This window comes from Nocardia sp. NPDC058176 (assembly GCF_042883805.1).
GTDB lineage: Bacteria > Actinomycetota > Actinomycetes > Mycobacteriales > Mycobacteriaceae > Nocardia.
Map to the genome: position 1 here is coordinate 22218 of NZ_JBHVVA010000009.1, position 21396 is coordinate 43613.

Consider the following 21396-nt stretch of genomic DNA (forward strand, 5'->3'; position numbering starts at 1 on the left):
CTCGCACCAGTGCGGCCAGGACAGAGAGGCACGGTAGAGTGCCGGACGTGAGTTCGGGGGTTCGACGCGCGAAGTGGCGCGCGATGTTTGTGGCGATGACCGCGTCGGTGGTCCTCGCCGGTTGCACCGCGAATCCACCACCGCCGATCGAGAGCACCGATTCGCCCAAGACCACCCAGGCCAAGCCGGGGAAGAACACCGTCGTCGTCGCGATCGACGACATCGGCATCGGCTTCAATCCGCATCTGCGCTCGGACCAGTCGCCCGCCACCAACGCGGTGAGTTCGATGGTGCTGCCCAGTCCGTTCCGGCCGGTGCCGAATCCGGCGCTGCCGGGGGTGGTCGACCGGGTGCCCGACGCGGCGCTGATCGAGTCGGCGGAGGTGACCTCCGAAGCGCCGTTCACCATCACCTACACGCTGCGCAATCAGGCGAACTGGTCCGACGGCGCGCCGATCGCCGCCGAGGACTTCCGGTTCCTGTGGCAGCAGATGATCACCCAGCCCGGCGTGGTGGATCCGGCGGGCTACCGGTTGATCTCGGATGTGGCCTCCTCCGGCGGCGGCAAGACCGTCACCGTGACACTGACCCAGCCCTACCCCGCCTGGCGGGAGATGTTCGCGAATCTGCTGCCCTCGCACCTGGTGAAGGATTCGCCGGGCGGGTTCGCCAGCGGGCTGGTCGACCGGATTCCGGTCTCGGGCGGCAACTTCACCATCAAGTCGGTCGACCGTGGGCGCGACGAGATCCTGCTCGAACGCAACGACCGGTTCTGGGGCACGCCCGCGGCACCGGATCAGATCCTGTTGCGCCGCGGCGGAACTCCTTCGCAGCTGGCCGAGTCCCTGCGCACCGGGGACGCGCAGATGGCGCTGGTGCACGGTGGCGTGGCGACCCAGGCCCAGCTGGCCGCGATCCCGTCGGTGCGGACCACGATCATGCCGCAGGCCCGCGAACTGCAGCTCACGCTCAACGGCCGCTCCGGCGACCTCGCCGATGTGCGGGTGCGCAAGGCGGTGCTCGGATTGCTCGATCCCGCGCTGCTCGCCACGGTCGGCGCGCAGACCGGCGGCTGGGTGGAACCCGCACGCGCCCAGGTACTTCCGCCGTCGAGCCCCGGCTATCTGCCGACCGCGCCGCCCGCGCCGAACACCGAGGAGGCCTTCGCGCTGCTGGCCGAGGCCGGGTTCGGCCGGGCGCCGGAGACCCCGCAGACCGGTTCGCCCACTTCGCCGGCGCCGCAGCCACGTTCGGTCGCGCGCAACGGCAAGGGGCTGTCGGTGCGGATCGGTGCCGTCATCGAGGACGCGACGGCGCTGGCGGTCGCCAACACCGCCGCCGACCAATTGCGCAGTGCCGGAATCGATGCCACTGTGCGCGGCCTGCCCGCCGACGAGCTGTACGGCAAGAATCTCACCGAGTCCTCGATCGACGCGATCGTCGGCTGGGAGCTGGCGGGCGACGATCCGGCCACGGTGCTGGCTTCGCGCTACGGCTGCGAGCCGGTGGCGCCGCCCGAGGCCGAGGACGAGGTGCGGACCGCGGTGGAGGCCTACCGCAAGGCGCCGAGCAATATCGGCGGTGTGTGCGATCCGGCGCTGCAGCCTTCGATCGACGAGGCCCTGCGCGGGATCGATGTGCCGCGGATCCTGGCCGAGGCCGAACCGCGGCTGTGGGAGCTGTCGACGGTGCTGCCGATCGTGCAGGACAACGTCGTCGCGGCGGCCGGGCCGCGGGTGGACGGCGCGTCGCTGTCGGGCGCCATCCAGGTGGGCATCTTCGGTGACACGGCGCAGTGGCGGAGGATCCCGTGACGCGGGCGACCGGTGGCCTGCTGCTCGTGCACGCCCACCCCGACGACGAAACCCTCACCACCGGTGGCACGATCGCGCACTACCGTCGCCGCGGTGTACCGGTGACGGTGGTGACCTGCACCCTCGGTGAGGAGGGTGAGGTCATCGGCGAGCGGTGGTCGCGGCTGATCGCGGCCGAGGCCGATCAGCTCGGCGGCTACCGCATCGGTGAACTCACCGCCGCGCTGGCCGCCCTGGACGCGGGCGAGCCGTGGTTCCTCGGCGGACCCGGCCGCTGGCGCGATTCCGGAATGGCGGGCACGCCGTCGGCGGCGAATCCGCGCGCTTTCGTGAACTCCGGTGACGCGGCGGTCGAGGCGCTCGTCGAGGTGCTGCTGGAACTTCGGCCCCGCGTGGTGGTGACCTACGACCCGCGCGGCGGCTACGGCCATCCCGACCACATTCGCGCGCACGAGATCACCACCGCCGCGGTGGCGGCCGCCGCCGAACGGGGCTGGGACGTGCCGAAGTTCTACTGGACCGTCACCGACGCGAGCCTGCTGCGCGAGCACACCGCCGCGCTGGCCCGCCGCACGGTCGACGAGCTGCCCGGCGCGCTGCCCAAGGGCTGGCGGTTGCCGGTCGAGCCCGAGCTGGCCGCGATGTCGACGACCGGGGTGACCACCGAGGTCGACGTCTCCGATGTGGTCTCGGCCAAGCGGGCCGCCATGCGCGCGCACGCCACCCAGGTCACCGTCGCGCCCAGTGGCCGGGAGTTCGCGCTGTCGAACAACATCGCCCTGCCGGTGCTGCCGGTGGAGCATTTCCGGCTGGTGCGCGGCGCGCGCGGCCAGGTCGGCGCGGACGGGCTCGAACACGATCTGTTCGCCGGTCTCGACTGAGCGCGGTCGGCCGGCTCCGGCCGAATAGACTCGCCCACATGGTGACCGACCGCGAACAGCCCACCGCCGTGCTGCGGCGCCTGCCCGGCCTGCCCTCCCCGCTGCTCTCGGGCCTGATCGTGGCGCTGCTGCTGGTCGACGCGCTGATCACCCTGTTCCTCGAGGTGATGTTCCTGCCGCTGTACCTCGGGGCGGTGGCGTTTCCGGTGACGGCGCTGCTGGCCGCGCCGATCAATGTCGCCCTGGTCTACGGCATGGAATCGGTGACCTCGCGCCTCGGCTTCCTCTTCGCGCCGATCGTGGTGTGGGTGTTCGGGTTCCTGGTCTTCGCCTCGCGCGGACCCGGCGGCGACGTCATGCTCGGCAGTAACGGGAGCACCCTGCTGCTGCTGGCCTGCGGTGTCCTCGCGCCCGCGGCCTATCTGTACTACCGGTCCAACGTCGGGGTGTACCGGTCGAGCTAGGTGCTCGTGGTCGTCGAACTCTGCCACGGCCAGCGCCCGGTCAGCTCGAGTTCGAGTGAGTAGCTGAGGAATGTCCGGACCAGCACGATCAGGGCGAGGACGCCGACGCTGGTGAAGGTCGGCGAGATGGCGACGGTGCGGATGATGTCGGCCGCGACGAGGAACTCCAGGCCGAGCAGGATGGCCCGGCCCAGACCACGCCGGTAGGTGCCGTAGGCCAGTTCGAAGTCCGTACGCCGGACCAACGCGGTGGCGAAGCGGACCGTGCCGATCAACGCGCCGATGACGATCGCCGCGACACCGGCGCCGTCGAGGACCTTGCCCGCTGTTTCGATCACCTCGGTGAACTCCACATCGGGAAGGCTACGCCGCGAGTGCGCTGGGAGTTGGCCGCGTCAGCCGCGCCGCGCGTCGACGCCGTCGAGGATGAGGTCGAGTTCGAGGGTGAACTTCTCCGGCACCCGCGCGCTTGTCGCGGCGGCGGATCGCGCCAACTGCCCGGCGTAGCGCCGATGTTGCCGGCTGACCCACTGTTCGGCGGGTAGTCCGCCGCGGGCGATCGTCATCAGCACCGCGGCCTCGCTGGAGCACGAGCCGACGATGAACCGGAAGATCGCGTCGGCCGCGAGGTCGACCACCTCGTCGGTGATGTCGGCGACCTCGAGGATGGCGATCAGCGAGTCGGTCAGCCGCATCATGTTGGGGCCGAGGTAGCTCAGCGCCGCACTGCTGAGCACCACTGTGATCCACGGGTGCGCCAGCATCGTCGCGCGCACCCCGGCCGCTTGCTCGTGCATCACCGCCCGCCAGCGCAGCGCGTCCGGCGCGGGGACCGGGATCTCGCCGATGACCCGGTCGACGACGAGTTCGAGCAGCTCGTCCTTGTTCGCGACGTGGGTGTAGAGCGAGGTCGCGCCCGCGTCGAGCCGGGCACCGAGCTTGCGCATGCTCAGCGCGTCGAAGCCCTCCTCGTCGAGCAGCCGGATGGCCTCGGCCACGATCTGATCGCGGCTGAGCGGGGACTGGTCACCGCGTTCGTGCGGTGACCTCGTCGTGCTGCCCGCCGCCATCCCTGCCTCCTCGCGTGTGCTGTCCCGGTACATCGGGTTCGGTTCGGGCTCCTGTGGTCTCACCGGTGGCCGAGGCGGCCGGGCGTCACCGCCTCGATGAGGGCGAGTGCCTGGTCGTGGGGGATGTCGTCGACGAGGTAGGCCTTCTTGCCCGCGGCGGTGGCCGCGACGACGCTGGCCAGGCCGGAGCGGCGCTGCCAGAAGGTCTGGCGGACGGTCCAGCCGATGATGCCGGGCGCCTCGAGGCAGTCGCGGTTGCGGTCGAGGCTGCCGCGGCGGGTGATCAGCCAGGTGGGGCCGGTGGTGCCGGGTAGGACGCGGTGGCCGAGGCCCCGGTAGCGGTCCTCGGCGAGGATGGCCATGACGATCGCGAGAGACACCGGGAGAGTCCACGTCCAGCCCGGCAGGTCGACTCCCGTGAACACCAGTACGAGCATGGCGGTGAGGAGGATGATGACCGGCCACGCGGCCTTGGTGTACCGGCGGCGACGGGCGGCCGGGCCGTGCCGATACAGCTCGATCGTGCCGAGCGTCGCCCCGGAGATCGGTTGTGGTGCGGCTGATTCCGTCGATGCCTTCGTCAACGAAGGGCTGGTGAAGGGTGGCGGAGTGTCCCCGGGGCGGCGGCGGGTGCGCAGGAGTTCGTCGAGGGTGCGTTCGACGGCGGTGCGTGGGGCCTGGGGGAGGATCTTCTGGCGTGGGTTCTCGCCGGTCATGATCATTTCCAGCTGGGCGGCGCGGGCCGCGCGCAGCAGGAGGGGTTCGCTGAGGGTGGCGCCGCGGAAGCGGGCCAGATCGAGGGTGATCTGGCGGGTGGTGAACAGGCCGTGGCGCAGGTGCAGGGTGGTGCCGTTGTCGAGGACCCGCAGGCCGAACCAGGTGGCGAGGTACTGCCCGCAGGCGGCCAGGCTGACCAGTGCCAGCGACAGCAGGGTCAGCCCGGCGATGATGATCACCACGACGGGCGTGCTGTCGTCGTCGATGTGCTCCACGGGCGCCGAGGACGAGAGCACGTCGATGAGCCCGTACTGCGCGCCGAGACCCGCGATCGGCGCGATGATGGCGAGCCCGGTCAGCGACAGCGGCGCGTAGCGCACCCAAGCGGCCCGCCAGTGCCCGATCTCCACACCCGACTCGGTGGAGTCGGACGGTGAAACATGATGCGCTACAACGGGGTCGGTCGACCCGGGCGCGTAACTTCCGGTGTGCGCGAGCAATTCGGCGCGCAGCGCGGGAATCCGGCTGGTGTCGAGGGCGTCGAGCTTGAACTCCTCGCCCTTGGCGGTCTGGTTGCCGGTCCCGATCGCGAGCACCGCGAGCCCGAGGATCCGGTGCAGCAGATCGGCTTCCACGTCCACCGACCTGATCCGTGGCCGCGGCACCGACAGCGTCCGCCGCTGCACGATGCCGGTGCGCAACTGCACATGATCGGCATCGATGCGATAGGAGGTGGTGAAGAAGCGCGCCACACCGAACCCGGCGATCAGCACGACCGGGATCAGGCTCCACAGCGGATTACCGCTGGTGGTGCCGACGATCAGCGTGCCGAGCAGCACCGGGATGTACTTCACGATCTCGGTGATCGGATAGACCACCAGCATGCGCGGATCGAGCCGCTGCCAGTCGTCGACCGCCACCGGTGCGCTCAGCTGCTGCTCGCCGGGCTCGCTCACGTCGCGTCCCCGCGGTGCTGTGCCGCGATCCCGGCCAGCCGGGTGACGGTCTGCTCGGCGACCGGCAGATCCAGCGCGCCGATCGTCACCGCACCCGCCGAGGACGCCGTGGTGACCGTGACGGTGGCGAGTCCGAGGATGCGTTCCAGCGGCCCGCGCTCGGTGTCCACGGTCTGCACCCGCGAGATCGGCGCGACCCGCGACTCCTGATCCAGCCAGCCCACCCGGGTGTAGACGGCCTCGTCGGTCACTTCCCAGCGATGCACCGCGAACCGCCACAGCGGCACGACGACCACCCCGAGCACGGCCAGGACCAGCACCGCGAGACCCGCGAGCGCCTGCCAGCCGCGGTGCTGCGCGTCGAGCACGACCCACACCACCAGGCCCGCGCACAGCACGAGCACTCCGATCGCGTTCTCCAACGCCCACAGGAGTTTGGCCTTGGAACTCGGACGCCAGGCCGGTTCGGCCAGGATGGTGGAGCGCGGCAACGACATGAGGCCATCGTGGCATGCCGGGACCGCGAGTTCACCCCCTCGGGAATACGCGCGGTCCCGGGGAGGGTTGTCGACCTACTAGACGACTCGCCTGCCCCGGTCCGGGGCGGGTGACCAGCCAATCGCACGTTCCGGAAGGAAGTAGCGCATGATCGACGGGGTGAGCGACCTTCCGAAGCCGAGCGTTCCGCTACCGCCGCCGAGTCCCGCCGCCATGCGCCGGGCGCTGCGCCGGGCCCGCGACGGCGTCACGCTGAACGTCGACGAAGCCACCGTCCTGCTGCACGCCACCGGCGACGACCTCACCGATCTGTGTGCCAGCGCGGCCAGGGTCCGCGACGCCGGCCTGGAATCGGCGGGCAGGCCGGGCACGATCAGCTATTCGCGCAATGTCTTCATCCCGCTGACCAAGCTGTGCCGGGACAAGTGTCACTACTGCACCTTCGTCACCGTGCCCGGCAAGCTGCGCGCCGAGGGCAAGGGCATGTTCCTCGAACCCGACGAGGTGCTCGAGATCGCCCGCCAGGGCGCCGCGCTGGGCTGCAAGGAAGCGCTGTTCACCCTCGGTGACCGGCCGGAGGACCGCTGGCCCGAGGCCGCGCAGTGGCTCGACGAACGCGGCTACGACTCCACCCTCGACTACCTGCGCGCCGTCTCGATCCTGGTGCTCGAGGAGACCGGCCTGCTGCCGCATCTCAATCCCGGCGTGATGAGCTGGGCCGAGATCGCCCGGCTCAAGCCGGTGGCCCAGTCCATGGGCATGATGCTCGAGACCACCTCCACCCGGCTGTTCACCGAGAAGGGGCAGTGCCATTACGGCAGCCCCGACAAGGACCCGGCGGTCCGGCTGCGCGCGATCACCGACGCGGGCAGGCTCTCGGTGCCCTACACCACCGGCATCCTGGTCGGCATCGGCGAGACGCTCACCGAGCGCGCCGAGTCGATCATGGCGATTCGCAAGCAGCACCGCGAGTTCGGGCACATCCAGGAGGTGATCGTGCAGAACTTCCGGGCCAAGTCCGACACCGCCATGCGCGATTCCCCCGACGCCGATGTCGCCGAATTCCTGGCCGCCGTCGCGGTGACGAGATTGCTGCTGGGCCCGGATGTTCCGGTGCAGGCGCCACCGAACCTGGTCTCGCACAGCGATTGCCGCGCCCTGATCGACGCGGGCATCGACGACTGGGGCGGGGTCTCGCCGGTGACGGTGGACCACGTGAACCCCGAGCGCCCCTGGCCCAACCTCGACACCCTGCGCGAGATCACCGAGGCGGCCGGATTCACCCTGGTGGAGCGCACCTCCGCGCATCCGAAGTACGTGCGGGCCGGACACCCGTGGATCGACCCGCGCATCGGCGCGCACGTCGACGCGCTCTCCGACCCGGCCACCGGTCTGGCCCGGCCCGACGCCATGCCGGTCGGGCTGCCCTGGCAGGAACCCGACGAGTCGTGGGACTCGGTGGGTCGCGTCGACCTCAACACCGCTATCGACACCCAGGGCCGAAACACCGAGAGCCGCAGCGATTCCGGCCTCGACCAGGAGTCGCTCGGCGCGTTCGGCGACTGGGAGACCGTCCGCGAGAACGCCCGCGGTCTCGCCGTCACCGCACCGGCCCGGCTGGACTCCGAGGTCGCCGAGGCCCTGCGCGCGGCCGAGAAGGACCCGGCCGGACTCACCGACGACCAGTACCTCGCCCTGGCCACCGCCGACGGCGCGGGCCTGGAAGCCGTTGCGGCACTGGCCGATCAGCTGCGCCGCGAGGTCAACGGCGACGAGGTCACCTACGTGGTGAACCGCAACATCAACTTCACCAACATCTGCTACACCGGCTGCCGGTTCTGCGCGTTCGCCCAGCGCAAGGGTGATGCCGACGCGTTCACCCTGAGCACCGACGAGGTCGCCGACCGTGCCTGGGAGGCCCACGTCGACGGTGCCACCGAGATCTGCATGCAGGGCGGCATCGATCCCGAACTGCCCGTCACCGGCTATGCCGACCTGGTGCGCGCCATCAAGGCCAAGGTGCCCTCGATGCACGTGCACGCGTTCTCGCCGATGGAGATCGTCAACGGTGCTTCACGCGGCGGCCAGAGCATCCGCGACTGGCTCGCGGCGCTGAAAGAGGCCGGGCTGGGCAGTATTCCGGGCACCGCCGCGGAGATCCTCGACGACGAGGTGCGCTGGGTGCTCACCAAGGGCAAGCTGCCCACCTCGGCCTGGATCGAGGTCGTCACCACCGCGCACCAGCTGGGCATCCCGTCGAGCTCGACGATGATGTACGGCCACGTCGACAACCCCAAGCACTGGGTGGGCCACCTGCGGGTGCTGCGTGGCATCCAGGACGAGACCGGCGGCTTCACCGAGTTCGTCCCGCTGCCGTTCGTGCACCAGAGCGCCCCGCTCTACCTGGCGGGCGCCGCGCGGCCGGGGCCGACCAACCGCGACAACCGCGCGGTGCACGCCCTGGCCCGCATCATGCTGCACGGGCGCATCGACAACATCCAGACCAGCTGGGTCAAGCTCGGCACCATTGGCACCCAGGCCATGCTCACCGGTGGCGCCAACGATCTCGGCGGCACCTTGATGGAGGAAACGATCTCCCGGATGGCCGGTTCGCAGCACGGCTCGGCCAAGACTGTGGCCGAGCTCACCGAGATCGCGAACGGCATCGCTCGTCCGGTGCGCGAGCGCACGACGGTCTACGGTCGAGTGGAGGCGAAACCGGTTCCGCTGCCCCTGTCGATCGGGTGATCTCCGCGTAGAGTTAGGGCAGGCTGACCTGGGGGTAACGTGGGGACTCGGGATATCGTTCCGTGTGGCGGAGTAACCCCGCAGGTGAGGACAGACTAGGAGAACGGCAGTGCCGTACATCATCGCTGAACCGTGCGTTGACGTGAAGGACAAGGCGTGCATCGAGGAATGCCCCGTGGATTGCATCTACGAGGGTGGCCGCATGCTCTACATCCAACCGGACGAGTGCGTTGACTGTGGTGCGTGTGAGCCGGTCTGCCCCGTGGAGGCGATCTTCTACGAGGACGACACTCCGGACCAGTGGAGCGGTTACATCAACGCCAATGTCGACTTCTTCGACGAGCTGGGTTCGCCCGGTGGCGCGACCAAGGTGGGCAAGGTCGACTTCGACCCGGCCTTCATCGCGGCGCTGCCCCCCATGGCCGAAGAATGAGGGTCAGCAGCCTGCTGCCCGACTTTCCCTGGGACACCATCGCCGCGGTCAGGAAGAAGGCCGCGGCGCACCCGGGGGGACTGGTCGATCTGTCGGTCGGCACGCCGGTCGACCCGGTCGATCCGCTGATCCAGGCGGCCTTGAACTCGGTCGCGGACGTGCCCGGCTACCCGACCACGCACGGCACCCCTGAGCTGCGGGCCGCCGCCGTCGCGGCCATGACGCGCCGGTTCGGGATCACCGGTGTCGACCCGGCCGCGGTGCTGCCGGTGATCGGCACCAAGGAACTGATCGCCGGACTCCCGCGCCTGCTCGGCCTCGGCCCCGATGATCTGGTGGTGATCCCCGAGATCGCCTACCCCACTTACGAAGTCGGTGCGCTGCTGGTGGGCGCGAAGCCGTGGCGCGCGGACGGTCTCACCCAGATCGGCCCGCAGAACCCGGCGCTGATCTACGTGAACTCGCCGTCGAACCCGACCGGCAAGGTGCTCGGTATCGACCACCTGCGCAAGGTCGTCGCCTTCGCTCGTGAGCGTGGCGCGATCGTCGCCTCCGACGAGTGCTACCTGGGCCTGACCTGGGAGGGCGAGGCCGTCTCCATCCTCGACCCGCGCGTGAGCGACGGCGACCACACCGGCCTGCTGGCGATCCACTCGCTGTCGAAGACCTCGAACCTGGCCAGCTACCGCGCCGGTTTCGTCGCCGGTGATCCCGAGCTGGTCGCCGAACTGCTCGAGGTGCGCAAGCACTCCGGCATGATGCTGCCGTTCCCGATCCAGGCCGCCATGACCGCCGCCCTCGGCGACGACACCCACGAGGCCCAGCAGCGCGAACGCTACCGCGCCCGCCGCGAAATCCTCCGAAAAGCCTTGCATCAGGCCGGTTTCCGCATCGACTTCTCCGACGCGGGCCTGTACCTGTGGGCCACCCGCGGCGAACCCTGCCGGGTCACCCTCGCCTGGCTCGCCGACCGCGGAATCCTCGCCGCCCCAGGCGATTTCTACGGCCCCCGCTCCCCGGAACACGTCCGCATCGCCCTCACCGCCACCGACGAACGCATCGCCGAGGCCGCCAACCGCCTGGCCTGAGCGGTGCGAGACCGTGGCTCGCGCTGAAGGCTGCCGTATCGGATTCAGGGGAAGTCGGGCGCCTGGGGAGACTGCGATACAACCGGGTGTCGATGTTCCGATGCCGAAGGGGCGGTGAGGTCATGCGAATCCGCTCGCTCGGAGTGGCTGTTGCGGTAGCTGTGGTTGTCCTGGCCGGATGCTCGGGGCCGGGTCGGCAGGCGATCGAACCTTGTTCGTCCGATGAGGTTCTCGACCTGGTTCGGATGAGTGAGTCGCTGGGCTCCAGCGATCGGCTGGTAGCGGAGTTCGCGACGGCGGCGGAGCAGCGAACCGAATCTGTGACCATGGGTGAAATGACGGTGCGGGCGGGATGGTCATCGGGGTGGGACCGCGCGGTGTGGGTGGGTCCTGGTTCGACGGCGGACTCCGTGAATGCCGATGCGGGAACAGACATCGGCTCGAACTGTCTGCAAGGACTGCCACAAGGCGGTTCGGATTCCAACGGCCCGGCCTATCCCACCTACACCCTGTTCGTCAGTCAAGGGGTGCCGGTTCAGGCCGTCATGTGGCGGGAGCCCAATCCTGATTTGCGGATCGGCAGGGCCTACCTCGTGCCGGACTCCGAACTGAAGTACGTCGAGACGATCAGAGCGATGAGCGGTAAGTGATCGCACGCGCCTCGGGTGCCCGGCCGCTGGGTCCGAGATCCGCTGTTGGGCAAGGTGGTCGACTAGGGTCGTAGGGGCGTGGTATTGATCGAAAGGCTCGACACGGATGCACGGGGTGAAGTTCGGCGCTGGCACGGTGTTCGCCGGATATCGGATCGAGCGGATGCTCGGTCGGGGTGGGATGGGGACCGTGTATCTGGCGGCGCATCCGCGGCTGCCTCGGCAGGTGGCGCTGAAACTGCTGAATCGCGAACTGTATTCCGATGACGAGGTGCGCGGGCGGTTCGAGCGTGAGGCCGATGTCTCGGCCCATCTCGACCATCCCGGTGTCGTCACGGTGCTCGACCGCGGGGTCGAGAACGGGCTGATGTGGATCTCCATGCAGTACGTGGACGGCACCGACGCCTCGGTGTTCCGTGGGACGCCGATGGATCCGGCGCGCGCGGTGAACATCATCGCCCAGACGGCGGAGGCGCTGGACTACGCCCACGAGCGGGGCGTGCTGCACCGAGACATCAAGCCCGCCAACATCTTGCTGGCCCCGGCGCGGGACGGTGACCGGGTGGTGCTCACCGACTTCGGGATCGCGCGGCTGCGCGGCGACTCCCGCGAGCTCACCCGCACCGGTGCCTTCCTCGCCACGCTGGCCTATGCGGCGCCCGAACAGTTGTCGGGCGAGACGGTCGATCATCGCTGCGATCAGTATTCACTCGGCTGCACCCTGTTCACTCTGCTCACGGGTGAAAGTCCTTTCCCCGCAGACAATCCCGGTGCTGTCGTGGCCGCCCACCTGACCAAGCCGGTGCCCCGCGCTTCCTCTGACGTCCCCGGCCTGCCCCTGGCCATCGACGCCGTGCTGGCGCGCGTGATGGCGAAGGAGCGGTCCGAAAGGTTCGGCAGCTGCGCGGAATTCGCCCATGCGGCGGCCGCGGCACTGTCGGTTCCAGGCTTCGATCACCTGGTTCTCACCCCTGACCCCGTGTCATCGCCCCGGCCCGCCTCCATCGATCCCGGCGCGCCGACGCCGACGCTGATCGGTCCGCCGCTCGAGATTCCTGGTTCGTCGGCCGACGAGGCGCACACAGCCACCTCGGTCACCGTGACGGACGGCACCGACCCGCGCCTCGGTGGATTCACCCCCGCCTCGACACCGTCCGCCACCTCGGCGCCGCACCCCATGGCCTCGCCGCCCATCGCCGGTTCGCCGCACGCCGCCTCGACACCGTCCGCCGCCTCGGCATCCCATGCGGTGGCCCCACCACACGCCGCTGGTTCGCTGCACGCCGCGTCGCACATAGCCGCCTCGCCGCACGTCGTCGACTCATCGCACCTGTCCGCCGCACCGCACCTCGCTGGTTCGCCGCACGCCGCCGCACCGCACCTGTCCGCCTCGCCGCACGTCGCTGCCTCGCCGCACGTCGTCGGCTCATCGCACCCAGCCGCCGCGTCGCACATCGCAGGTTCGCCGCACGCGGCTGCCTCGCACTCGGCTACCTCGCACGTGGCTGGTTCTCCGAATGCAGCTGCGTCGCACGTGGCAGGTTCGCCGCACGTCGCTGCCTCGCACGTCGCTGCCTCGCACGTCGCTGCCTCGCACGCGGCTGCCTCGCACGCGGCTGTCTCGCCGCACGTCGCGGGTTCGCCGCACTTCGTCTCGGCCCCCCACCTCGCCGGCCCTCCGCACAACGCTGTGTCGGCGCGCTGGCGGGTGCTCGCCGTGAGCCTGCTCGTACTCGCCGGGATCGGGTTCGTCGGTGCGGGTGCCGTCTACTGGAAGTTCGTGCGCGCACCCGCCCCGACCTGGGGTGCGCACGAGTCGGTCGCCGTCGGGTTCACCGAGCTGATCCCCGCGGGCCCGAGCGGTCGCGGCTGGCGCGACGCCGCCTGCTTCGCCACCCCCGCACTGGTGGTCATGCCCGGTGACCCGGTCCCGACCCGGCAGATCACCTGCAACGACGCCACCGGCATCCAGCTCTGGTACACCGAGTTCCGCACCCCCGCCGACGCCGAGGCCTACCTCGCCCGCCACACCGTCCAGGACACCACCCGCCAACTCCCCGGCACCACCCTCACCGCCTACCGCCCCCTCGACCCCGCCGCCCCCTTCACCCTGGCAGCCAGGGAGGTCGGCGACATCCGCAACGAGAACTCGGTCGTCGAGGTCTCCTGGCCCGACCACACCTTCGAAGAGACCCGCGACGACTGGTGGCAACAGGCACCCTTCTGAGCACGGATGCCGCCGAGCACCGCTGCGCGCCGAGCACCGCTGCGCGCCGAGCACCGCTGCGCGCCGAGCACCGCTGCGCGCCGAGCATGGCCGAGTGCTGAGCATGGCCGCGCGCTGAGCATGGCCGCGGGCGGAGCACGGCCGTGGGCGGAGCACCGCTGCGTGCCGAGGCTGGTCGCGGGCGGAGCACCGCTGCGTGCCGAGCACGACTGTGCGCTGGGTACCGCTGCGCGCTGAGGCCCGGCTGCGCGCTTGGTACCGCCGTGCGGTCGACCGGCGAACGCATCGCCACCGCGGCCGGACAACGGCGCAGCGGTGGCGAGGGTGCGTAGGTAGTGCGTAGCGAGGGTGTCACGCGGAGCCGGCAGGCGCCGCCACGCGTGCCGGGGCGGATTACTGGATCCAGACGCTGAGGTAGTAGGTGGCGTTGCCGCGGGTCGGGGAGACGACGATGAAGTAGTCGCCGGATTCGGGGAGGACGGCGCGGTCGTAGCCGGGGAACCACTGGCCGCTGGGGGTGTAGATGTCGAAGGCGGCGTTGTCTTCGACGGAGTTGATGGCGACGGTGATCCGTTGGCCCGCACGGGCTTCCAGGACGTAGGTGTCGGCGGTGCCGCGGACGACGGCGCCGGAGACGGTGGCGCCGTCGGTGCCGGGGGCGAAGCGGATGCGTTCGGGGGATTGGGCGCCCGCGGTGGCGCTGAACGCCGACAGGGCGAAGAGGGCGGCGAGGACGGTGCAGGCGATGAGCAGGGGGCGGAGTGCGCGAGTCATGTCGCCAGCGTGAGCTCGCGTCCTTGTCGAGCGATTAACAACCGCTGATGATCCTGTCCAGGCGGGTTCACGGGCCGCCGCACGTCGACAACCGCGTCGAGCAGGAAGCGGGCACGCGCCGAGCGGCCCGCTGGTCCGGGCGATCTTGGTGCGACGGCGATAGCCTCGGGGTATGGACGCTGTCACGGTCGTTCCGGAGCCGGTGAATGAGCCCCCGCAGTCCTACGCGCCGGGGACGGCGGGCCGGGAGCGGCTGGTGGCGCGGTTGGCGGAGATCGCGGGGGAGTGCGTCGATGTGCCGCTGGTGATCGGCGGGCGGGAGTGGAGCGGGGCGGGGGAACGGCACGGGATCGTCGCGCCGCATCGGCGGGCGCTGGTGCTGGGGACCTACACCGACACCACACACGAGGAGGCCAGCGGCGCTGTCGAGGCGGCAGTCGCGGCGGCGCCGGGTTGGCGGGACCTCTCGTTCGACGCGCGGGCGGCGATCTTCCTGCGGGCCGCGGACCTGATGGCGGGGCCGTGGCGAGAGCGGGTGGCAGCGGCCACGATGCTCGGGCAGTCGAAGTCGGCGGTGCAGGCCGAGATCGACGCGCCCTGCGAACTGGTCGACTTCTGGCGATTCAACGTCTCCTACGCGCGCCAGATCTTCGAGGGCCAGCCGCGGTCGAGCGCCGGGGTGTGGAACCGGATGGACTACCGCCCGCTGGAGGGCTTCGTCTACGCGATCACCCCGTTCAACTTCACCGCCATCGCCGGAAATCTGCCCACCGCGCCCGCGCTGATGGGCAACACCGTCGTGTGGAAACCCGCACCGACACAAACACTCTCGGCGCTGGTGATCATGCGCATTCTGTTGGCAGCGGGCCTGCCGCCCGGGGTGATCAATCTGGTCACCGGGGACGGCAAGAACCTCTCGGAGGTGGCGCTGGCCGACCCGCGCCTGGCCGGTATCCACTTCACCGGCTCGACCCGGACCTTCCAGCATCTGTGGCAGCAGGTCGGCGCGAACATCGGTGACTACCATGCCTATCCGCGTCTGGTCGGGGAGACCGGCGGCAAGGATTTCATCCTCGCGCACCCGTCGGCCGATCCGGAAGCCTTGTCCACCGCCATGATTCGCGGCGCCTTCGAATATCAAGGCCAGAAATGCTCGGCGGCCTCACGTGCCTATGTGCCGCGTTCGCTGTGGCGGGTGATGGGCGAGCAGTTCCTGGACGCCATCAACGAGGTCAGCTACGGCGACATCACCGACCTGACGAATTTCGGTGGCGCGCTGATCGATCAGCGCGCCTACGACAAGGCCGTCACCGCCATCGAACGCGCCAGGGACGCCGGCCTCACCATCGCCGCGGGCGGTGGTTACGACGACAGCGTCGGCTGGTTCGTCCGTCCGACCGTCCTGATCGCCGACGATCCGCGCGACGAGATGTTCCGCACCGAGTACTTCGCGCCGATCCTGTCGGTCTACGTCTACGACGACGATGCTCCCGACGCCTTCGACGTCCTGCTGACCGAAGTGGACTCCGCCGCCCCCTACGCCCTCACCGGCGCGGTCTTCGCCCAGGACCGCGACATCATCGAAAAGGCCAGCAGTGCACTGCGATTCGCCGCGGGCAATTTCTACATCAACGACAAACCGACGGGCGCGGTGGTCGGTCAGCAACCTTTCGGTGGCGCCAGAGCTTCCGGCACCGACGACAAAGCGGGCTCGCCCCTGAACCTTCTACGCTGGGTGGCACCCCGCGCGATCAAGGAAACCTTCGTCCCACCCACCGACTACCGCTACCCCCACATGGATTAGATGAGCGGCTTGCCCTTGCGGTGGCGCCTGCGCATGTCGGCCAGGGTGAGGTTGAAGGGGAAGTTGCGGATGACCCGCGGCATCCGGCCGGAGACCGCGCCGGTGGCTCGCATCAGGCGGTTGAGGCGGGCTTCGTCACGGTCGTTCCAGGTGAGGCCGAGTTCGTCGCGCAGGTGCTGGGGGAGCAGTCCGGTGGTGAACCAGCGGTGGAAGCGGGCGAAGGGGACGCGCAGCGGTGCGCTGAGCATCCGCAGGTCGAGCAGCTTGTCGAAGTAGGCCTTGATCGTGGGGTCGATGCTGGTGCGCGCCAGGTGCTCGGTCCAGTACGCGGCGAACGCCGTGCGATCGGCGGGCCACATCTCCCGTGGCACCTGCAACGTGGTGCCCAGGTAGTGGGCGTATTCGTAGAAGGCGTCGGCGATCGACTCGTCGACGGGGCCGTGCAGGCGGCGCATCACGTCCTCGGAGCCCCAGAACAGGCACGCCGCGACCCACATCTGCAGGTTCTTGTCGAAGGCGTTGTACTTGACCGGGCTGTCGGCGGTGGAGTGCACGTGGCGGTGCGCGCCGTTGACGGCGGTGCGATAGACCGCGCGATCGGCGTCGGTGCCCATCAGGGCCACCGCCAGGTAGGTGAGGGTGGTGCGGGTCCGCTTGATCGGGTGCAGCATGATGCTGCCGCTGTGTACCCGCGATTCCGCGACGCCGTAGCCGACGGGGGGAAGGCTGAGCTGCATGATCACATTGGCGGTCGCGCCGTAGAAGGCTGCGGCACCGTCGATGTGGTCGCGAATGTCGAATTCCGCTGGTTCGGTCCGCTGTGTACGCGACCGAGCGAGGATGGTCATCGTTGACCCCGTTCTCGTCATTGAGAGAGTTATACGTTGAATGTCTCATCCTGTCGCCAGGGTGTCAACGCACGGCGGCGGCCACCGCCGAACCTCGTCGCGTTAGCGTGGACGGATGTCCTACGGTCCGCCGCTGCTGCTCGCCTCGTTGAATCCGATCGCCGTCGCCGCCGGGGCCGACATTCCCGACGCCGTCACCATCGATGATGCCACTTTGTCGCGCAGCGATCTGCTGGGTGCGGCGACTTCGGTGGCCGAACGGGTCGCCCGGGCCCAGCGGGTCGCGGTGCTGGCCGAACCGACCGTGCGTACGGTCCTCGCGGTGGTCGGCTGCCTGATCGCCGGGGTGACCGTGGTGCCGGTGCCGCCGGACTCCGGTGCGGCCGAACGCGAGCACATCCTGCGCGATTCGGGTGCGCAGGCCTGGCTGGGCGTGGCCCCCGAAGGTACTGCGCTGCCGGTGATTCCGGTGCGATTGCACGCGCGGTCCTGGCACACCTACCCCGAACCCGATCCGGCGGCCATCGCCTTCATCCTCTACACCTCCGGGACCACGGGCGCGCCGAAGGGCGTGATGCTCAGCCGCGGCGCCATCGCGGCCGGGCTCGACGCGCTGGCCGAGGCGTGGGCGTGGACCTGGAAAGACACACTGGTGCACGGACTTCCGCTGTTCCACGTGCACGGGCTGATCCTGGGACTGCTCGGCCCGCTGCGGGTAGGCAGCCCGGTGATCCACACCGGCAAGCCGACCCCGGAGGCGTACGCGGCGGCGGGCGGCACCCTGTACTTCGGGGTACCGACGGTGTGGTCGCGGATCGTCGAACAGCCCGAGCTCGCAAGGCAATTGGGCAAGGCACGGCTGCTGGTTTCGGGCAGCGCGCCGCTGCCGGTGCCGGTGTTCGAGAAGCTGGCCGAGCTCACCGGGCAGGCGCCGGTCGAGCGGTACGGCATGAGCGAAACCATGATCACGCTGTCCACCCGCGCCGACGGCGAGCGCAGGCCCGGCTGGGTCGGAACGCCGGTACGCGGGGTGCAAACCCGCCTGCGCGACGAATCCGGCGCACCCGTCCCGCACGACGGCACGAGCATCGGCGGCCTGCAGGTGCGCGGCCCGATGCTGTTCGACGGCTATCTGAACCGCCCCGACGCGACCGCGCTGGACTGGACCGAGGACGGCTGGTTCCGCACCGGCGACGTCGCCGTCATCGATGCCGAGGGCTTCCACCGCATCGTCGGCCGCGAGTCCATCGACCTCATCAAATCCGGTGGCTACCGCATCGGCGCGGGCGAGATCGAGACCGCGCTGCTCGGCCATCCCGCCGTCGGTGAGGTCGCGGTGGTCGGACTGCCCGACGACGATCTCGGCCAGCGGATCGTGGCCTTCGTGATCGCCCGCGAGCCGGGTTCCGCCGAACTCGCCGCCGCGCTGATCGCGCATGTCGGCGACCAGCTGTCGGCACACAAGCGGCCACGTGAGGTCCGTTTCGTCGACGCGCTGCCGCGCAACGCGATGGGAAAGGTCCAGAAGAAGCTGCTCGGCTGACCCGCGCGCCGGTGACGGCTACCGCGGCCGGGTGCGGCTTCCCCGCGCGCTCAGTGCTCGGATCGGCCGGACCAGCGAATGGTAGATCGGCCGTACCGCGCGTCCGGGCAGATAGCGGTGACGTTCCTCCGCCCACACCCGCGCCCGCGGGTGCGCGGCCAGCGGGGAGAACCGGTCGGGATCGGGCGGTGCGCTGGTGTGGAATTCGATGCGGCACAGGTGTTTCGTGTTGACGAAGCCGTATTGGTGTGGGCTCACCAGCCGGATCGGCGCGCCGTGGTCGCTGTCGAGCGGCCGGCCGTCGAGCCGGTCGGCGATGAGCACGTCCTCGGCCAAGGCGTCCTCGAGCAACACGATCGACCGGTAGTCGTCGAGACCCGTGAAGACGACATGGCTGATCGCCGTGCCGGGCGCGAGCAGTGGTTCGATTCGCGCGCGGTAGAGGGCCGCGAACGAGGTTCCCTCCCACCGCAGATCGGTGGCCGACCATCCGGCGACGCAATGGAAGTCGGCGTCGACCTGCCGCCGCGGCAGTGCCCCGAGGTCGGCCATCGACAGTGTGACGGCTTCGGAGACGGCGCCGCCGATCTCGATCACCGGGTCGGCGGGGATCGGTGGCGGCGGGTGGTGGAGGTGGGTGCCGAATCGGGGAAAGCCTTCGATCGCGCGTTGACCAGGGGGAAGTGGCATGCCGACCCTCCTAATATTCGGTTGCGTATATTCAATGAGCGTAACGCGGGGCGATCCGTGCGTCCATGGTGTAGCTGACCACACCATGGATGCGGCGGCCTGCTCCCTCGAAAAGCCGTTCCACCTCGACAAACATGGACGACATGACCGAATCGTCAACTGAAGTGCTCGACGTGGCGCCGAGTCCCGCACCGGCGGCCACCGGATCGGTGCTGCGCGCCGTCGCGCTCGCCCCGTTCCAGGCCAGGACCTGGAAGGAACTCGGCTACCTGATCGCGGCCTACCTGGTCGGTGCCCTCGGGATCTGCTACCTGTTCTTCGGGCTCGGCGGCGGGCTGCTCGTCGCCGTACTCGTGGTCGGCGTCCCGGTGCTCGCGCTGGTGATCCTCGGTAGCCGGGTCTGGGGAACGGTGTACCGGGCGCTGGTGCGCACCCTGCTCGACACCCCGCTGGAATCGCCGCCGCCGTTTCGTCCGAAGCGTGGCCTGATCGGGTTCCTGACCGGGGCGTTCACCGATCTGGCCGCGTGGCGGGCGCTGGCCTTCCTGATCGTGCAGGCGGTGCTCGGCGTCATCGTCGGGTACTTCGTCCTCGTGGCGATCGCCGTCGCCGTCTTCACCGCGATCTCGCCGGTCTTCTGGGCGATCGGGCGGCCGATGAACGTCGACGCCGACGGTGTCGAACGCCAGTCGATGGTGCAGTTCGACGATTTCTACTTCGACACCTGGCCGCGGGTGCTCGGACTCGGCGCGGTCGGTGTGCTCGGCTGTTTCGTGCTGCCGTGGCTGATCCGGGTGGTCTGCCTGGCGCACCGGCAGGTGGCGATCTGGTTGCTCACCCCGACCGACCGGGAGCGGATGGCGCACCTGCGGGAGAGCAGGCGGGTCGCGGTCGAGGATTCCGCCGCCACCCTGCGCCGGGTGGAACGCGATCTGCACGACGGCGCCCAGGCACGGCTGGTGACCATCGCGATGGCACTCGGCCGGGCCGAGGACCGGGTCGCGCGCGGCGACGATGCGAGTGACCTGATCGCCGACGCGCACAGCAGCTCCAAGGAGGCGCTGGTCGAATTGCGCGAGCTCGTGCGCGGAATCCACCCGCCCGCACTGGAACTCGGCCTCGAACCCGCCCTGGAGACGCTGTCCGCACGCTGCGCGGTGCCGGTGGAACTGCGGTACGAACTCATCGCGCGGCCGAGTCCGGCGATCGAGGCCATCGCCTACTTCTCGGTGGCCGAGCTGCTCACCAACGTCGTGCGCCACGCCGACGCGAATCATGTGCTGGTGTCGGTGGTTCCGACCGGTGCCCGGCTCCTCACGGTGACCGTGCGTGACAACGGGATCGGCGGTGCGCCGCGCCCGGATGCCGGAATACCCGGTGCCGGAAGCGGTCTGGCCGGTCTGGCCGCGCGGGCCGGTACGGTCGACGGCACCATGACCGTGGACAGCGCACCCGGCGGACCGACCGTCATCACCCTGACCCTGCCGCTCGTGGAGCCCCGATGAGCGCGCCCGGCTCGTTGCGCATCGTGATCGCCGAGGACAACGCCATCCTGCGGGACGGGCTGGCCGGGCTGCTCGCCGAGCGTGGGCACGAGGTGGTCGCCATGGTGGGCGACGCCACCGACCTGTCGACGGTGGTCGGCACCCACGCACCGGATGTCGCGGTGGTCGATGTGCGGATGCCGCCGTCGTTCACCGACGAGGGCCTGCTCGCCGCCATCGAACTGCGCCGCAAGTACCCGCGAACCGGGGTGCTCGTGTTCTCCCAGTGGGTCGAGACCCGCTACGCCACCGAACTGCTCGCCGACGGTGCCGGCGGGGTGGGGTATCTGCTCAAGGACCGGGTGGCCGATGTCGGGGACTTCATGGACGCGCTCGGCCGGGTCGCCACCGGCGGCACGGCACTGGACCCGGAGGTGGTGAGTCAGCTGATGGGTGCCGCCCGCCAGCAGGACAGTCTGGACCGGCTCACCCCGCGTGAGCGCGAGGTGCTCGAGCTCATGGCCCAGGGCCTGACCAATGCCGCCATCGCCCGCGCCCTCACGGTCACCGAACGCGCCGTGGAGAAGCACATCGGCAACATCTTCACCAAGCTCGATCTGCCGCCCTCGGACACCCACCATCGCCGCGTGCTCGCCGTCCTGCGCCTGAAAGGGTGATTCTTGACCTCGAGCGTGGTCGAGGTCCTA

The 21396-nt window shown here is 69.9% G+C and carries 19 protein-coding genes; 12 read left to right on the top strand and 7 right to left on the bottom strand.

The window, feature by feature from the left end:
• Positions 1 to 95 precede the first annotated feature (95 nt).
• From ACFVVM_RS30850 to ACFVVM_RS30860, 3 genes are read left to right on the top strand one after another with little or no spacing between them, the layout of a single operon-like run.
• Positions 96 to 1814, top strand: a complete 1719-nt coding sequence (locus ACFVVM_RS30850) for an ABC transporter family substrate-binding protein (RefSeq protein ID WP_387625506.1) — start codon at positions 96 to 98, stop codon at positions 1812 to 1814.
• A complete protein-coding gene (mshB, locus tag ACFVVM_RS30855; RefSeq protein WP_387625508.1) occupies positions 1811 to 2695 on the top strand; it encodes an N-acetyl-1-D-myo-inositol-2-amino-2-deoxy-alpha-D-glucopyranoside deacetylase in 885 nt (294 codons plus the stop codon). Before ACFVVM_RS30850 ends, mshB begins: the two co-directional genes overlap by 4 nt.
• 38 nt (positions 2696 to 2733) lie before the next feature.
• Complete coding sequence (locus ACFVVM_RS30860; protein ID WP_387625510.1) at positions 2734 to 3159, top strand: hypothetical protein; 426 nt, start codon at positions 2734 to 2736, stop codon at positions 3157 to 3159.
• On the opposite strand, the gene ACFVVM_RS30865 is transcribed toward ACFVVM_RS30860, so the two are convergent.
• The 4 genes from ACFVVM_RS30865 to ACFVVM_RS30880 form a co-directional block, all read right to left on the bottom strand.
• Positions 3156 to 3512 carry a DUF1622 domain-containing protein gene (locus tag ACFVVM_RS30865; protein ID WP_387625512.1) on the bottom strand — a complete coding sequence of 119 codons (357 nt, stop codon included), beginning with the start codon at positions 3510 to 3512 and terminating at the stop codon, positions 3156 to 3158. The genes ACFVVM_RS30860 and ACFVVM_RS30865 overlap by 4 nt on opposite strands.
• Positions 3513 to 3554: 42 nt before the next feature.
• Positions 3555 to 4229, bottom strand: a complete 675-nt coding sequence (locus ACFVVM_RS30870) for a TetR/AcrR family transcriptional regulator (RefSeq protein WP_387625514.1) — start codon at positions 4227 to 4229, stop codon at positions 3555 to 3557.
• Between the two features lie 59 nt (positions 4230 to 4288).
• Positions 4289 to 5830 (bottom strand): PH domain-containing protein, encoded by a 1542-nt coding sequence (locus ACFVVM_RS30875; protein ID WP_387625836.1) that lies wholly within the window; start codon positions 5828 to 5830, stop codon positions 4289 to 4291.
• Between the two features lie 68 nt (positions 5831 to 5898).
• A complete protein-coding gene (locus ACFVVM_RS30880; RefSeq protein ID WP_387625516.1) occupies positions 5899 to 6399 on the bottom strand; it encodes a PH domain-containing protein in 501 nt (166 codons plus the stop codon).
• A gap of 148 nt (positions 6400 to 6547) precedes the next feature.
• On the opposite strand from ACFVVM_RS30880, the gene ACFVVM_RS30885 reads away from it, so the two are divergent.
• The 5 genes from ACFVVM_RS30885 to ACFVVM_RS30905 all read left to right on the top strand — a co-directional run bounded on the left by ACFVVM_RS30885 (position 6548) and on the right by ACFVVM_RS30905 (position 13546).
• Entirely contained in the window at positions 6548 to 9148 is a 2601-nt protein-coding gene (locus tag ACFVVM_RS30885) for a bifunctional FO biosynthesis protein CofGH (protein ID WP_387625518.1), read from the top strand.
• Between the two features lie 109 nt (positions 9149 to 9257).
• A complete protein-coding gene (gene fdxA, locus ACFVVM_RS30890; protein WP_387625520.1) occupies positions 9258 to 9581 on the top strand; it encodes a ferredoxin in 324 nt (107 codons plus the stop codon).
• The gene (gene dapC, locus ACFVVM_RS30895) at positions 9578 to 10669 is read left to right on the top strand and encodes a succinyldiaminopimelate transaminase (RefSeq protein WP_387625522.1); all 1092 of its coding nucleotides are present in this window, start codon (positions 9578 to 9580) and stop codon (positions 10667 to 10669) included. The genes fdxA and dapC overlap by 4 nt, the downstream gene beginning before the upstream one ends.
• 122 nt (positions 10670 to 10791) lie before the next feature.
• Entirely contained in the window at positions 10792 to 11319 is a 528-nt protein-coding gene (locus ACFVVM_RS30900; protein ID WP_387625524.1) for a hypothetical protein, read from the top strand.
• Between the two features lie 115 nt (positions 11320 to 11434).
• A complete protein-coding gene (locus ACFVVM_RS30905) occupies positions 11435 to 13546 on the top strand; it encodes a protein kinase (RefSeq protein ID WP_387625526.1) in 2112 nt (703 codons plus the stop codon).
• Between the two features lie 393 nt (positions 13547 to 13939).
• Here ACFVVM_RS30905 and ACFVVM_RS30910 read toward each other — a convergent pair whose 3' ends face one another.
• Complete coding sequence (locus tag ACFVVM_RS30910) at positions 13940 to 14320, bottom strand: hypothetical protein (RefSeq protein WP_387625528.1); 381 nt, start codon at positions 14318 to 14320, stop codon at positions 13940 to 13942.
• 172 nt (positions 14321 to 14492) lie between these two features.
• On the opposite strand from ACFVVM_RS30910, the gene pruA reads away from it, so the two are divergent.
• Positions 14493 to 16124 carry an L-glutamate gamma-semialdehyde dehydrogenase gene (pruA, locus tag ACFVVM_RS30915; protein WP_387625530.1) on the top strand — a complete coding sequence of 544 codons (1632 nt, stop codon included), beginning with the start codon at positions 14493 to 14495 and terminating at the stop codon, positions 16122 to 16124.
• On the opposite strand, the gene ACFVVM_RS30920 is transcribed toward pruA, so the two are convergent.
• Positions 16121 to 16972, bottom strand: a complete 852-nt coding sequence (locus ACFVVM_RS30920) for an oxygenase MpaB family protein (RefSeq protein WP_387625532.1) — start codon at positions 16970 to 16972, stop codon at positions 16121 to 16123. The genes pruA and ACFVVM_RS30920 overlap by 4 nt on opposite strands.
• Positions 16973 to 17087: 115 nt before the next feature.
• On the opposite strand from ACFVVM_RS30920, the gene ACFVVM_RS30925 reads away from it, so the two are divergent.
• Positions 17088 to 18515, top strand: coding sequence for an acyl-CoA synthetase (locus ACFVVM_RS30925; RefSeq protein WP_387625534.1), 1428 nt, complete (start codon positions 17088 to 17090; stop codon positions 18513 to 18515).
• 18 nt (positions 18516 to 18533) lie between these two features.
• On the opposite strand, the gene ACFVVM_RS30930 is transcribed toward ACFVVM_RS30925, so the two are convergent.
• Positions 18534 to 19205 (bottom strand): molybdopterin-dependent oxidoreductase, encoded by a 672-nt coding sequence (locus ACFVVM_RS30930; RefSeq protein WP_387625536.1) that lies wholly within the window; start codon positions 19203 to 19205, stop codon positions 18534 to 18536.
• 143 nt (positions 19206 to 19348) lie between these two features.
• Here ACFVVM_RS30930 and ACFVVM_RS30935 point away from each other — a divergent pair, with 143 nt between their 5' ends.
• Both ACFVVM_RS30935 and ACFVVM_RS30940 read left to right on the top strand, forming a co-directional pair.
• Positions 19349 to 20710: a sensor histidine kinase gene (locus tag ACFVVM_RS30935; protein ID WP_387625538.1), complete on the top strand. Its 1362-nt coding sequence runs from the start codon at positions 19349 to 19351 to the stop codon at positions 20708 to 20710.
• Entirely contained in the window at positions 20707 to 21366 is a 660-nt protein-coding gene (locus ACFVVM_RS30940; RefSeq protein WP_387625540.1) for a LuxR C-terminal-related transcriptional regulator, read from the top strand. The genes ACFVVM_RS30935 and ACFVVM_RS30940 overlap by 4 nt, the downstream gene beginning before the upstream one ends.
• The last annotated feature ends 30 nt before the right edge of the window (positions 21367 to 21396 follow it).